This is a genomic window from Niastella soli (assembly GCF_017742245.1).
Classification (GTDB): domain Bacteria; phylum Bacteroidota; class Bacteroidia; order Chitinophagales; family Chitinophagaceae; genus Niastella; species Niastella soli.
On sequence record NZ_JAGHKO010000006.1, the window covers coordinates 133,189 to 147,098 of the forward strand.

11 protein-coding genes are annotated in these 13,910 nt (G+C 43.5%); 5 read left to right on the forward strand and 6 right to left on the reverse strand.

Features of this window, described 5'->3' with window-relative positions; genetic code table 11:
* Nucleotides 1-116 precede the first annotated feature (116 nt).
* On the reverse strand, nucleotides 117-2,498 hold the full coding sequence (locus tag J7I42_RS23870; protein ID WP_209141395.1) for an ABC transporter permease: 2,382 nt from the start codon (nucleotides 2,496-2,498) through the stop codon (nucleotides 117-119).
* A gap of 333 nt (nucleotides 2,499-2,831) precedes the next feature.
* Between J7I42_RS23870 and J7I42_RS23875 the strand changes: the two genes are divergently transcribed.
* Both J7I42_RS23875 and J7I42_RS23880 read left to right on the forward strand, forming a co-directional pair.
* A complete protein-coding gene (locus tag J7I42_RS23875) occupies nucleotides 2,832-4,733 on the forward strand; it encodes a carbohydrate-binding protein (RefSeq protein WP_209141396.1) in 1,902 nt (633 codons plus the stop codon).
* Between the two features lie 214 nt (nucleotides 4,734-4,947).
* Nucleotides 4,948-7,650, forward strand: a complete 2,703-nt coding sequence (locus tag J7I42_RS23880; protein WP_209141397.1) for a glucuronyl esterase domain-containing protein — start codon at nucleotides 4,948-4,950, stop codon at nucleotides 7,648-7,650.
* 71 nt (nucleotides 7,651-7,721) lie between these two features.
* Here J7I42_RS23880 and J7I42_RS23885 read toward each other — a convergent pair whose 3' ends face one another.
* Nucleotides 7,722-8,192, reverse strand: coding sequence for a hypothetical protein (locus J7I42_RS23885; RefSeq protein ID WP_209141398.1), 471 nt, complete (start codon nucleotides 8,190-8,192; stop codon nucleotides 7,722-7,724).
* Between the two features lie 58 nt (nucleotides 8,193-8,250).
* Entirely contained in the window at nucleotides 8,251-8,727 is a 477-nt protein-coding gene (locus tag J7I42_RS23890) for an Lrp/AsnC family transcriptional regulator (RefSeq protein ID WP_209141399.1), read from the reverse strand.
* A 172-nt stretch (nucleotides 8,728-8,899) separates the two neighbouring features.
* Here J7I42_RS23890 and J7I42_RS23895 point away from each other — a divergent pair, with 172 nt between their 5' ends.
* Complete coding sequence (locus J7I42_RS23895; protein WP_209141400.1) at nucleotides 8,900-10,042, forward strand: histidine decarboxylase; 1,143 nt, start codon at nucleotides 8,900-8,902, stop codon at nucleotides 10,040-10,042.
* A 229-nt stretch (nucleotides 10,043-10,271) separates the two neighbouring features.
* Nucleotides 10,272-10,997 (forward strand): tetratricopeptide repeat protein, encoded by a 726-nt coding sequence (locus tag J7I42_RS23900; protein ID WP_209141401.1) that lies wholly within the window; start codon nucleotides 10,272-10,274, stop codon nucleotides 10,995-10,997.
* Between the two features lie 15 nt (nucleotides 10,998-11,012).
* On the opposite strand, the gene J7I42_RS23905 is transcribed toward J7I42_RS23900, so the two are convergent.
* Nucleotides 11,013-11,825 (reverse strand): ATP-grasp domain-containing protein, encoded by an 813-nt coding sequence (locus tag J7I42_RS23905; protein WP_209141402.1) that lies wholly within the window; start codon nucleotides 11,823-11,825, stop codon nucleotides 11,013-11,015.
* A gap of 10 nt (nucleotides 11,826-11,835) precedes the next feature.
* Nucleotides 11,836-12,363 carry a hypothetical protein gene (locus J7I42_RS23910; RefSeq protein WP_209141403.1) on the reverse strand — a complete coding sequence of 176 codons (528 nt, stop codon included), beginning with the start codon at nucleotides 12,361-12,363 and terminating at the stop codon, nucleotides 11,836-11,838.
* 89 nt (nucleotides 12,364-12,452) lie between these two features.
* On the opposite strand from J7I42_RS23910, the gene J7I42_RS23915 reads away from it, so the two are divergent.
* Nucleotides 12,453-13,139, forward strand: a complete 687-nt coding sequence (locus tag J7I42_RS23915; RefSeq protein WP_209141404.1) for a putative periplasmic lipoprotein — start codon at nucleotides 12,453-12,455, stop codon at nucleotides 13,137-13,139.
* A 2-nt stretch (nucleotides 13,140-13,141) separates the two neighbouring features.
* Here J7I42_RS23915 and J7I42_RS23920 read toward each other — a convergent pair whose 3' ends face one another.
* Complete coding sequence (locus tag J7I42_RS23920) at nucleotides 13,142-13,906, reverse strand: glycoside hydrolase family 16 protein (protein ID WP_209141405.1); 765 nt, start codon at nucleotides 13,904-13,906, stop codon at nucleotides 13,142-13,144.
* Nucleotides 13,907-13,910 lie beyond the last annotated feature (4 nt).

Here is a 13,910-nt window from a genome sequence, read left to right on the forward strand (position 1 = left end):
CTGCGCTGCGTCTGCCTTTTGCTCTCGGAAGCCGAGAGCTATTGCCCATTGCCCATTGCTTTTTTCTCTCTGCCCTCTGCCCTCTGCCTTCTGCCCTTTGCCCTTTGCCTTTTGTATTACTCCGTACGCAAACTTTTTACCGGGTTGGCCAGGGCTGCTTTAATGGCCTGAAAACTTACTGTGATCAGGGTAATGACCAGTGCACCTGCCGCAGATACCGCAAATACCCACCAGGAAATATCAGTTCTGAAATCATATTTCTGTAACCAGGTATGCATATAATAAAAGGCAATGGGGATCGCGATCAGGCAAGAAAGCCCCACCAGCAGAATAAAATCTTTAGAAAGTAATTGCCAGATACTCAACATGGAAGCACCCAGCACATTGCGAATGCCGATCTCTTTTACCCGTTGTTCGGCCATAAAAGAGGTTAATCCAAACAAACCAAGACAGGATATAAAGACAGCCAGCAATGCAAAGAAAGTAGCCAGTTTGCCGATCCGTTTTTCGTTATCAAATTTTTCAGCGAACTGCTCATCGGCGAAGGTTGCTTTGAATGGAGTTGCAGGATCGTATCTCTTAAAGATGCTTTCAATTTTGGCCAGCGCTTTACCAACGCTCCAGTTGGGGTTCATTTTCATAATGAACACATTCTGCTGGTCCGTTGAAATATGCCAGAAAGAGGCCCGCACGGGTTTATAAGGCGATTGTACCAGCATATCTTCTACCACGCCGATCACTCTATAAGGTTTATTGTCCCAACGAATGATCTTGCCTATCGGGTCTTTCAACCCTATAAAGGCTACAGCCGATTCATTTAAAATAAAAGCTAAGGAGTCAGAAGCAAACTGGCGGGAAAAGTCGCGGCCCTGTTTTACTTTCCAGCCTATTGTTTTACCATACTCATAGGTGGTGGCGTTGTTTGGGAAATCAACCGCAAAGTTGGGGTCCTTGCCCTCCCAATCAAAACCGCCATTGGTGTTCCATACCCCCGTGGTAGGACTGCCAGATTCTGCGATCTCTATCACCGCGCCAGAGTTTTTGAGATCAATTCGTAATGCTTCAAAGTGTTTATGTATTTCGTCAGAAACGTCGTGCGTGATCAAGCCATCGCGTACATACCCTATGGGTCGTTGCATACCCAGGTTGATCTGTTTATAAACTATAATGGTCCCAATGATCAGCACAATAGAAATGGTGAATTGGGTCACTACCAACACCTTTCTTGGTAATGATGCATAACGGCCAACACGGTAGGTGCCTTTCAACACTTTAACCGGTTGAAAAGAAGAAAGGAACAAAGCGGGATACAAACCTGCCAGCAAACCAGTGAGCATGCTTAAGCCAATGCCTATCAACCAGAAGAGAGGACTGCTCCAGGGAATGGCCATCTTTTTATCAGCGACCGAATTGAAGAACGGCATAATGAGGCTTGCCAATAATATAGAGAATACAAAAGCGATCACGGCAGTTAGTACCGACTCACTAAAGAATTGTACGATCAGTTGTTTTCTGTTTGATCCAATAGTTTTTCTGACCCCTACTTCTTTGGCTCTTTTTTCAGACCGCGCCGTGCTCAGGTTCATAAAGTTGATGCAGGCCAGCAATAATACAAATATGCCAATGATGCCAAACAGCCATACCGTTTCAATACGTCCACCTGTATTAATACCGCCTTTGAAATCGGCGTAGAGATGCCATTTACGCATGGGATGAAGAAATACAATAGGTTTATACCGCTTTTCTTCATTTCCTAATTTGTTCAGCTTTACATTGCGAATGCGGGCAGATAATTTTTCAATATCCACATTGTCGGCTACCTGGGCATAGGTTTGGGTGAAGTTACTCCCCCAAGGGCTATCCATTTGTTTTATCCATTGGTTCTGGCTCAGGTATAATTGCCAGGGAAAAATGATGGTCAATTCCCGAAAAGTGGTATTGTTGGGCAGGTCTTCATACACCCCCGTAACCTTTACGTTCGTTTTATTATCGGCGCGGATCACTTTGCCGATCGGATTCTCCTTTCCAAAGATAGCGGTGGCCACAGATTGCGAAAGCAGAATGGAATTCATTTCCTGCAACCCGTCTTTTGAACCGGCCAGCATTTTCAGCCCCAGCATATCAACTACCTGTGGTTCAAAATAACTGCCCGGTTTTAGAAATAGTTTGTCGCCGTAGGCAAGGCCATGATTATAGTTCCAGGAGGCCTGAATGACATATTTAAACCCATTGCCGTACGTGCGCCTGATCTCCTCAGCCATTACATACGGATTGGCTACCTGTGATTCATATTTACCATTAAAAAGCTGGTGTTGCATCACCTGTACAATGCGATCGTAATTCTTATGATAGGAGTCAAAGCTTACTTCATCATTTATCCAAAGAGCAATGAGAATGGTTACTGCCATGCCAACTGCCAGACCACTAATGTTGATAATGGAAGAAGTTCTGTTCTTGAAAAGATTACGCCAGGCTGTTTTTAAATAGTTGGTGAACATAGTCTTGGTATTGATGAGGTAAATACGAAATAGGTGCCAGTTTGTAATATCGTAAAAATAAACAGGTTAGAAGGTATTAATGGTTTTTGCCGTCCGGTTTTGATACACAGGTATGAACGGTTTCAATACAATCCCCATAAGCTGGTTAGGGAACATGAAAATAACGGACAGGTTGATACTTTACTTAATATATAACCGAAACTGGTTTAATGAGTCTTATGAGCCGAAAACGTTTGCATTGATAACTTGTTCACATTTAACAGGCCGGGGTATATTTTATCTAATTTAGGCATGCTAACTAGATATGTTTAACTATTAAAATCGTGCCCTCAAATGAAGATCACCAAGCTACGAAAGCAGCTAGTGCTTTCTATGTCTATTCTCATGCTGTTACTATCAGCAGTATTAAGTGCAACCGCACAAACACCCAGGTTCAAGGTAATTGCCTTTTACAATGGCACCTGGGATGCAGCCCACATCAATTTCGTACATGAAGCCAACCCCTGGTTCACCAACCTGGCGGCCCAGAATGGTTTCTCTTACGAATCAACCAACAACTGGAACAACCTGAATGCTACCTTCCTGAAGAACTACCAGGTAGTGCTTTTTTTGGATGATGCGCCTACAGGCGCTGCCCAACGCGCCGCTTTCCAGCAATACATGGATAATGGCGGTGGCTGGATGGGCTTCCACGTTAGTGCGTATACCGATAACTCCGCTGGCTGGAGCTGGTATTACAACACCTTCCTGGGCTCTGGTAATTTCAGAAGCAACACCTGGGGACCAACCACGGCGGTGTTGAAATGTGAAGACCGCACCCATCCCAGCACTTTGCGCCTTCCTACTACGTTTACTTCCTCTGTAAGCGAGTGGTATAGCTGGAACAATGACCTGCGCAACAACAGCAACATTAAAGTACTTTGCTCTGTTGATCCATCCAGCTTTCCTTTAGGCACCAGCCAGGTATGGACCAGCGGTTATTATCCCATCATCTGGACGAACAAGAATTACAAAATGGTGTATGCCAACTTCGGGCATAACGCTATGAACTATTCTACCAATGTAGGATTGTCGTCAACTTTCGCCAGCGAAACACAAAACAAATTCATTCTCGATGCATTGTTGTGGCTGGGTGGACAACCTGCGGGTCCGGCCCCTGCTGCTCCAATTCCCGGCACTGTACAAGCCGAGGGTTATACTAACATGAGTGGAATTCAAACAGAAACTACGACTGATGCAGGCGGTGGTTCAAACGTAGGTTATATTGATGCCGGCGATTGGCTCGATTATAAAGTGAATGTACAAACAGCAGGTACATACACGGTTCAATACCGCGTGGCCAGCCAAAGCGGTGGCGGCAGTATTCAATTGCAAAAAGATGCCACCATACTGGCTACTACGGCAGTACCAGCTACCGGCGATTGGCAGGTTTGGACAACCATCACTGATAGTGTTGTGCTGGCTGCCGGCGAGCAAACAATAAGGATACAGGCGCCAGTTGGTGGTTATAATCTCAACTGGATCTCCTTTACTGCTAAAACTGTTACGCCTCCAACAAACCAGGCGCCAATTGGCCAGGTTATAACCCTGAAAGGTAACAATGGCTTTTATGTAAGTGGCGAGAATGGCACAAAAGCCATGACCTGTACCAGAACTGCCCCACAAACATGGGAACAGTTTACCGTGTTAGATGCCGGTAATGGTAAAGTGAACCTGCGCAGCATGGGACAATATATGTCATCAGAAAATGGTACCAAGGCCATTACCTGTAACCGGGCTGCCCCACAAGGCTGGGAAGTGTTTGACTGGATCGTGAATACAGATGGTACCATTTCACTGCGTGGTAACAATGGCTTCTACGTAAGCTCTGAAAATGGTGAAGAAGCAATGACCTGCAACCGGGCTACTATCGGTGGCTGGGAGAAATTTAATTTTGCAACGGTTACCTCAGGAGCAAGAGAGGTTACCACACAAAGCATTATTACAACGCCTGCGGTGAAGGATGCCTATCCCAATCCGTTCACTACCCGGCTGTTTTACACACTGCCTGATAAATACAATGCGCATACGGTAACTGTCTATGATTTCTCTGGTAAGCAGATCCTGCACTATCAGGTCAATGGTAATCAGGGTACCTATTCACTCGATGGAAGCAGACTTCCTAAAGGAATGTATATCCTGGATATTTCAAGCGGCGATTATCATAAGAGAGTGAAAGTGCAAAAGGCGAAATAAATTATAGTTGGTTATAATAAGTATGGGCTCCCCGATAAACTCGGGGAGCCTTTTTTTTAGGTTTAGCGGATGAATTCCTTCAAATTAATGAAAACGGTTACAATTTTAATTTGCCTTATTGTAAGCATGGGTAAAGGGAATAATTTAAATTTAATGATGAAATCGGTTGCATTATAAATTACCATTATTCATTAACGATCAAACCACGCTTGCTATGAAAAGAATTTTAGCTGCTATGCAGGTAAGGATCACTATTGCCTGCCTTTTACTGATCTTTATTTCGCTGCGATCAAAGGCCCAGGTGCCGCTTGTGTACCCGGTTGAAAATACGGGTGCCGGTTATCCACTCCCGCCATTGCCTACCGTTGATCAGTTGTCTGCCATTGCACCTTTGCCTGACCCGTTTATGTGGTCGAATGGAAGCGGGCGTTCAACCAGTTTCGCCGACTGGGCTCGCCGGCGCAGTGAAATAAAGGCAGAAATTGAAAACTATGAAATAGGGCCCAAACCGAATAAACCCGATACCATTTCAGCCTCCTGGATTCCCGGGGCTACACCCTCCTCCGGTACGCTACAGGTTACTGTTACCGTAAACGGTCAAACGCTAACGCTGAGTTCGAATGTATCGCTTCCCTCGGGCGCTGGACCTTTCCCTGCAGTGATCGGGATGAACAGTTTGAACGGCAGTTTGCCTGCCGACGTTTTTATCAGCCGCAATATTGCGCGCATCACCTTTAGTCATAACCAGGTTACTACGTATCCCACACCATTGGCAACCGATGCTTATTTCCGGTTGTACCCCAATTATAATCGTGATAACATAGGTCAGTACAGTGCCTGGGCCTGGGGCGTAAGCCGCATTATAGATGGACTGGAACTGGTGCAGGCAAACCTGCCGATAGACCTGAAACACCTGGGGGTGACCGGTTGCTCGTATGCTGGTAAAATGGCTTTGTTCGCCGGAGCTTTCGATGAACGCATTGCATTGACCATTGCGCAGGAATCGGGAGGGGGCGGTGCGCCGGCCTGGCGGGTTTCTGAAACATTGGGAGATGTAGAAAAATTAGGCGCTACCAGTCATGAGTGGTTTAAAGAAAGTATGTTCCAGTTTGCAGGCACAAATGTATCGAAGTTGCCACACGACCATCATGAGCTGATGGCCATGGTGGCGCCCAGGGCATTGCTGGTTACCGGGAACACAGATTTTACCTGGCTGGCTAACCCTTCCTGTTATGTATCGGCACGGGCAGCTCAGGAAGTTTGGAAAACATTTGGGGTGAGCGACCGGTTTGGGTTTTATATCGACGGTGGGCATAATCATTGTGCCATTCCAGATGCGCAGCGCCCGGCTATTGAAGCATTTATTGAAAAATTCCTGCTGGGCAATACCAATGCTAATACGGCCATTGCCGTGAATCCGTATCCCGATATGGATTATCAGCGCTGGTATAAATGGTGGGGGACGGGAAACCCTGAATTACCAGCAGAACCGGTGGGCATCAAAATTTGGATGGAACCGGAATGTGCTATTGTTGGGACCGATTGGCAGGTAGTAGCCGATACCGCTGCCTCGAATGGCAGGTATGTAGTGGTGAATGGTTTAAATAGTACGGCTGCTGCGCCTGCCGGCGCTACGGGTGCTATCGTTTTACCATTTACTATCGACAGCGCTGCTGCTTATAATGTAATGGCCAGGCTTAATTGTCTCACCGCCAATGATGATAGTTACTGGATCAAATTTGATAATGGTGCCTTTGTAACGGTGAACAACCTGGCCACATCCGGATGGATGTGGATGCGCCTGACAAGCGCCAACCTTACAGTAGGGCAGCATACGCTTACCATTGCCTATCGCGAAGATGGCGCGAAGCTGGATAAAGTGTTACTGACCACCTCAAGCGGCGCTATTAACGGCAAGGGAACGCAGGGGAGTAATTGCGGTCAGCAGCCTGTAATAATCCACGATCAGGCTTTTAGTGTTACTGAAAATGCTAATAACAATGCGGTGGTTGCACAGGTTGCAGCCGCCGACCCCGATGCCGATTCGGAGTTTCAAAACTGGGCGATCACCGGCGGTACCGGCGTTTCCGCATTTGCCATTGACGCCCCTACAGGGAAGGTAATAGTAAAAGACAGCACCTTGCTTGATTTTGATTCACCCACACGAAGCTATACGCTTACCCTGACCGTAACAGATGGGTATAATAAAAGTGCGGAAGAGACCATTGCACTCAATGTTGCCAATGTAAACGACAATGCCCCGGTAATTCCCACGGGTATCAGTTTTGCGCTGGATGGTGGCGCCTGTAATGAGCCAGGTACAATGAAGGCTACCGATGCCGACGATACCAATGATCCCGGGTTTACTACTTATCACTGGCAATTAGTAGGGGGAACTGGTGCTGCCATCTTTGCTCTTAATGAAGCCACTGGTAAAATAACGATCGCAGATCTGGGACTGGCTGATCTAACCCATGACAGTTACACGTTGTTAACTACGGTAAGTGATGGCTTGTATACCACGTTGCCGCAAACGGTAACGGTTACCATGCCAGGCAAAATAAAGATCTGCCACAATGGGAACGGCATAACCACTTCCAGGCTGGCTGCCATTGCCCACATCAGACATGGTGATTGTATTGGTGCCTGCGCTCCAGGTCCTGATTACCCGGCATTTAAAGTTACCGGCAATCCCAATCCTTCCAATAGCAGTTTTTTGATCACCATTAAAAATGGGCGTCCCACTGAAGCGGTAAGTATGAAGGTGTACAATGCGGTGGGCGGTTTTATTGAGCAGCGGCAAAACCTGCAAACCGGTCAGTCGTTCCGTATAGGGCAGAACTACCAGTTACGCTTGTATTATTTGGAGTTTACCCAGGGGCTTGATAAAGAAGTATTGTTGTTGCTGAAGTTATAATTAATTGCGTACCCTATGAATTGGGATATAGTGTAAAAAGCCTCGATGCATCGGGGTTTTTTTATGTCCGTTTAGCGGGTGGGTGATCCTGGAGGTTGTTTGGCCAGATATTCAGTATTTAGGGATCTGCCTGTAGTTTTATCTTTTAATGCGGAGATAAACTTTTTTCTTTCTGCCAGTTCTACAAAGAAATAATAGGAGTCGTATTGAATGATGTCGTAAAGTTTCCGGCTATTTTCGTTTTTCAGTTCCAGCATGCGGTTGTTAAAGATACTCCAGGTACCCTGGCCTATCTTTGTTTTGCTCACACAGGTGAAATCATATTTCTTATAACTCATATTGGGGTCCAGACGAACGATAAGACCTGTAAAAGTACAATTGATCATAAGTTCTCCGGTAATAAAGCTCTCCGAGATGGTATCTATAAATTTCACCCCTGGTATTTTTCGATACGAGTCAATGGATACCGGTTCTTCTGTTTGAGTGTACCCAGCATATGCAATCGAAATAGATATCAATAATAATATGAGTTTGTATTTCATATAGGGTGATACCAATTTAGGTCAAAAATCTCTAATTAAGTCATAAATGCAGCAAACGCTATAACGGCATATTAAGTGGATAAGCTGTCTCAGATTTTCCTTCCGAAAGCACAAAATAGGTTTGTACGGAACCGATGTTGGGAAGGGTAGCCAATTTATTCATCAGAAAGTCATTGTATTCCTTCATATCACGAATAGCAATTTTAAGAAGAAAGTCGAAGTTACCGGTAAGCCGATAACATTCCATTACCTCCTTAAACTTAACGCTTTTTTGTTCAAAGTTGCGAAGCGCTGTTTGTGAATGTTCACGTAATTGAATACTGGTAAAAGCGATCAGACTTTTTCCTACCTTATCCCTGTCCAGTATTGCTACATATCGTTTTATATAACCAGCCTCTTCCAGTTTTTTTATTCGGACCGAAACGGGAGTGATGGTCAGTCCTAATTTATCGGCCAGCTCTTTGGTGGTTACGCGGGCATCGTGTTGCAATAGGTCCAGGATCTGGGTGTCTATCTGATCAAGGCGGTCTTCCATATAATAGTTTTTTTTGCTTTGAATAAGCGAATTAAAGCAGTGAAAACATATAAGTTCTACTTAAACGAACTAAAAATAGTTGTTTTTGCTAAATAGTATGCTTCTATTGCAATTTAATTCTATTTATTACACCTTTGCCTAGATTTTATTGCACACAGACAAAACAAACTACATGACTTGCCTTTCTTTAACAGATGCCCAGCGTTTGCAGAACTATATGCAAAAAGCAAAGGAGCGATCTAACCATTTTATAGGTTATCCTATTGCCCAGGACTTTGATTATTCGGAATTGTTCCCCTTATTGAACCTTCCATTGAATAATGTGGGCGATCCAACTATAGAATCAACGTATGACCTGAATTCCCGCTCGCTGGAGCAGGAGGTGGTGGAATATTTCGCCAAACTGTTTAAGGCGCCTGTTGGTAATTCCTGGGGATATGTGACCAATGGTGGTTCTGAAGGGAATCTGTATGGGTTGTATGTAGCCCGTGAATTGTTTAGTAATGGTATTGTCTATTATTCCGAGGCCACGCATTACAGTGTGCAAAAGAATATCCAGTTATTGAATCTTCAGAGTATTGTGATAAGAACAATGCCCAATGGAGAAATGGATTATGACGATCTGCGCGAAATGGTGCGGATGCACCGCGATCAACCAGTTATTGTGCTGGCTAATATCGGTACTACCATGACCGAAGCGAAGGATGACTTAAGTATTATTCAGGATATTTTCCGTAAGCTGGCTATCAAGAACCATTATATTCATTGCGATGCTGCATTGGCTGGTACCTATAGTGCCCTGCTGGAATTAAAACCTGGTTTTGATTTTGTACATGGTTGCGACAGTATTGCCATAAGCGGACATAAATTTATCGGTTCTCCAATTCCCTGCGGACTGGTGATTGTAAAAAAGAATTACAAAGAGCGGATAGGTAAAGTGATCCCATATATCGGAACAAGCGATACTACTATTTCCGGAAGTCGTAATGGACATAGTCCGGTGTTTATGTGGTATGCGATCAAGAAGCTGGGGTCAGAAGGATTGAAACAACGAGCCCTGGAGGCGTTGGAAGTAGCTGAATATGCGCTAAACCGGTTGAAGCAGTTGGGTGTTAAGGCATGGAGAAATGAAAATGCATTGACTGTGGTGTTTCCAGAGCCATCTGTGTATTTGCGTAGCAAATGGCAATTGGCCAGTGAAAATGGGATGAGCCATATTATTTGCATGCCTGGCATTGGCAAAGAGAAAATTGATGAGTTTATAGCCGAGTTAGCGCAGCATATGCAACACGAACGTGAACAGTATAGCCATTAATAAACCAAAGAGATCATCCGCCTGCTGGCGGATGATCCTTTTTTTTAGACCTGCCTTTTGTTATGTAAGCGCATTTTTCAAATACTCACCTTGCGCATAATCACCGCTATCTTTTGGCAACTGTTTTTTTGAGGCATGTAATAATAATATTAAATTTATTGTTGATTCGTTCCTGCCAATTCTTCCATCAGGTACCAGAAACAGATAATCACGCTTAAAACAACATTGTATGTTGACTCAACAACTTGCATTAGCAGTTGCTTGTGTGGTAATTGCTATGTCGTCTTCTGCACAGGATGATGAAATTAAACAGGTAGTTATCAAGGAATCTGAAGCGTATTGGAAAAAAGATGCAGCAACATGGAAGTCGGTATGGTTGCAGGATTCGAGTATATCCAGATGTTATGTAAGTACATATGCCTATTATTACACTGCCGGCTGGGATAGTGTTATGGCCAGGCAACTAAGAGGTTTTGCCAGAGACTCCGGACCAGATCCTGCAGAAATTAAAAGAGATAGTTTTTTTGTTCGCAAAGATGGGAATATCGCCATTGTTGATTTTGTACAAACGTTGAAGTTTCCGAAATACCAGCCACCGTTCGATCAGTATGCTACCCGTGAACACAGGGTAATGGTAAAATCGAATGGGCAATGGAAAATTGCCAATCAAATAACAACAGAAACCTCTGCATATCGACGTTTTACAAGCGAGGAAACTTTAAATAATGCAGGGTACTGGTTCTTGTATGGTGACAAAGTGGAAGAGGCCATTCAGATATTTGAATTGAACGCTAAATTTTTTCCTAATTCATCTAATGTATGGGATAGCCTGGCTGAGGCGTATGCAAAAGCTGGTAAAAAAGATCTGGCCATACAGTATTACGAAAAATCAGTTCAAATGAACCCGCAGAATGAAGGTGGTAAGAAAGCACTGGAAGATCTGCGGAAAAAGTAGTACAGGTATTAGCTATTATAATAGGCTTAAATAAAAATGATCTGTCACACTGCTTACAATGGCAGGAATGTCGGCAGCGTAAAACCCTGCGCTGTTCAGGCAGCCACATTCTACAATATAGTAGCTGTCGCCCGTTTCACAAATGTCCATTACAAACAGGTTGTGCGGGGTATACTCCTGGCATCGCTGTTCTGCAAATTGAATAACTTCCTGCGGACAGCCTCTTTCTTTTTTAAGTTTGAAGTCTTCCCGGTATTTGGAAGCTGCAATAACCTGTTTGTTCACTATCCACAGGCGCCACTCATAACGAAGGTGATAAGGCTCGGATACTACAATTTTACTATCCAGCGACAAACTGGTATTGTCAAACATTTTTAATTTGTGGTACCAGTTTTTTATTTCACTGTATTTCTTTACTTCACCGGAAAAGGATTTGCTGTCATCATCAGGTCTGATAAAAAATAGTTTATCAGCGTCATGATCTTTTGCCATCAGCTCATTAAACGAGGTGACCATAGCTCCAAAGTTCAACATATGGGTGCCCCATTTATCAAAATAGTTGGCTATTGAAAACGAGTTACTATCGAAAAAGAATCCTTTGTTAAGGCTGTTGTCTTTATAGATCAACTGACCCATGGTGGTAGAGCCATAAAAGATACTTTGTTTGTCTTTATTGAATTCGGGCAGGTGAGGGGTAAATGGGATAATGTCAATTTCAATAGCGTCCACCCCAATCTTTTCACAACCCAGTTTTAAGGTAGAAAGGTCGTCTGTGTTGGTTAGGTTTCGCTGAATGACCCACTGTATGTTGTTGTAGGTTGGGTTCATGGTTTAAATATTAACCGTATAACAGTCTGATTTTTGTTGCACCGGCTTCTTTATAACAATTCAGGATGCTTTGTAAGTCGTTTAAATCGTCGAGGATCTGGTTTGAACTCAAATATCCTCTGTCAAAGGGGAGGTCTAAGCCAGGGGTACTGTATAAAGTTGATAATACATTGGTTAATGATTGTTCATCATTTGAATGCAACAGTTCATGCAATTGATCGCTTAAGGAATCACGATTATGACTATTGTATCGAACCTTTCTATAATAATCCTTATTCTCTGAGATTTTAATAATAAAATTATCTATTAAGGATGCGAATGTGTCTATGTCCTGCCAGTATTTATCTTCTGTATCGGAATCTCCTTCCCAATACATCAGAAATGCATCCAGGTTTATGTTCAGGATTTCTGATACTTGCTTTACTTCGCTGTTATATTCAGTTATAGTAATTTGCTCCAGGAAATTTGACAATAGTTCCGGAAAAAAATCGTCACAATCTGTATCTACGTTAGCCTGGATGCTATAATCCATTGACATAATTTGCGTTTTTTTATTGTCTGACGTTTTGTAAAGATAATCATGGGTAAGCGAAATTTAGCAGTTTTTGCTATTTTAGCATTCGAACTATGAAAAAAATACTACTTACATTCTTTGGCGCCTTTCTTCTGGCTAATTGTAATAACCCCCAAAACAACCAGGTAGAGCGCATCGCGACCATACAGGAAAATGATACCGCTCAAAAGGATATTTCAACAGTAGATAGTCTGCTTGAAAAAGTTCAGAATGTTTATGATGATCCTTATAGAGTCATAAATAACTTTGAGATCAGTTTTGGAGATCCTTTCATCGACAGTCTGCACAAAGCCTATTCAGAAAAAGGGGCTGTCTCCTTTAAAAAAAATATCTGTATGGGGGATAATTGTGAGTCCTGGAAGACAATAGTAAATAAAAAGGAAAATGCGACCCTTTACCTGTTTAAAGGGGATGGGAGTGAGTATGGGTTTTCAAATGATCAATTTTTTTTAAGAAATGACAGTTTAGCGTACGTTAGAAATTTTACTGTAGGTATTGATACATGGCCTACAGACAGTACAAATACAAAATGGAAGATAGAAGAGGTGGTCTATCATTTTCAGGATAAAGTACCCCACACTACAACCCGGACTGTATTTACCAATGCCCTCGAACAATTTGATTATACCTTACGCGGCGTAAAGGCGAAGATTTCCAAAGACTTTAATACAGAAAAGCTGCATCAGGAAAAGTCATTGGAATTGAAGCAGCTTTTGGAAATGAAAGAAATTGAGGATTAGTCCTATTGTTTTTTCTGTTGGTATACCCGCACATAGTCGACTTTCATACTGGCCGGGAATGCATTTTTATCAATAGTAAAGCCAGGCCAGTTACCCCCAACAGCCATGTTGAGAAGGATGAAAAAGTTGTTATGGAATGCAGAGGTCTCATTCACGCCATTGGCAATATTCGCTTCATGAAATTGAACGCCATCAACAAGCCATTTGATGGCAGCCGGTGTCCATTCAATAGCATATACATGGTAGTCTGATACGTTTATAGCGGAGGAGTCGCCAGTAGAAGCGTGTTTGCCATTATTTTTCCAATGAATGGTGCCATGAGTCAGGTTTTCGGTATTAATATGTTCCATGATATCAATTTCCCCGCTGGCAGGCCAGCCAACCGAGCTAATATTGTCGCCCAGCATCCAGAAAGCCGGCCAGATGCCTTGAAAACGAGGCATGGCTATGCGCGCTTCTATTTTGCCGTATTTCCATGATCTGCGGCCCTGGGTCTTCATACGGGCGGAGGTATAATTAAAGCCGCCAATGCTGTCAATACGGGCTGTGATAACCAGTTCCCCGTTTATTACCGTAGCATTTTTAGATTGGTAGAATTGCAGTTCTTTATTGCCCCAGCCATTGCCGCCATTACCTGTTTCAAAAACCCAGTCGGGCCCAATGCCATTGGTGAATTCATCCTGCCATACCAATTGCCAGGTTTGGGAAAAGGCGCTGAAGTGGGGGAGAAGGAAAAGAACTAGTAGCAAATAAAGGTGTTGTTTCATATGC

What these genes read in the sequence shown, in the direction of transcription:
- J7I42_RS23870 (WP_209141395.1), bottom strand. Translation starts at nt 2,498, where the DNA reads ATGTTCACCAACTATTTAAAAACAGCCTGGCGTAATCTTTTCAAGAAC.
- J7I42_RS23875 (WP_209141396.1), top strand. Translation starts at nt 2,832, where the DNA reads ATGAAGATCACCAAGCTACGAAAGCAGCTAGTGCTTTCTATGTCTATT.
- J7I42_RS23880 (WP_209141397.1), top strand. Translation starts at nt 4,948, where the DNA reads ATGAAAAGAATTTTAGCTGCTATGCAGGTAAGGATCACTATTGCCTGC.
- J7I42_RS23885 (WP_209141398.1), bottom strand. Translation starts at nt 8,192, where the DNA reads ATGAAATACAAACTCATATTATTATTGATATCTATTTCGATTGCATAT.
- J7I42_RS23890 (WP_209141399.1), bottom strand. Translation starts at nt 8,727, where the DNA reads ATGGAAGACCGCCTTGATCAGATAGACACCCAGATCCTGGACCTATTG.
- J7I42_RS23895 (WP_209141400.1), top strand. Translation starts at nt 8,900, where the DNA reads ATGACTTGCCTTTCTTTAACAGATGCCCAGCGTTTGCAGAACTATATG.
- J7I42_RS23900 (WP_209141401.1), top strand. Translation starts at nt 10,272, where the DNA reads ATGTTGACTCAACAACTTGCATTAGCAGTTGCTTGTGTGGTAATTGCT.
- J7I42_RS23905 (WP_209141402.1), bottom strand. Translation starts at nt 11,825, where the DNA reads ATGAACCCAACCTACAACAACATACAGTGGGTCATTCAGCGAAACCTA.
- J7I42_RS23910 (WP_209141403.1), bottom strand. Translation starts at nt 12,363, where the DNA reads ATGTCAATGGATTATAGCATCCAGGCTAACGTAGATACAGATTGTGAC.
- J7I42_RS23915 (WP_209141404.1), top strand. Translation starts at nt 12,453, where the DNA reads ATGAAAAAAATACTACTTACATTCTTTGGCGCCTTTCTTCTGGCTAAT.
- J7I42_RS23920 (WP_209141405.1), bottom strand. Translation starts at nt 13,906, where the DNA reads ATGAAACAACACCTTTATTTGCTACTAGTTCTTTTCCTTCTCCCCCAC.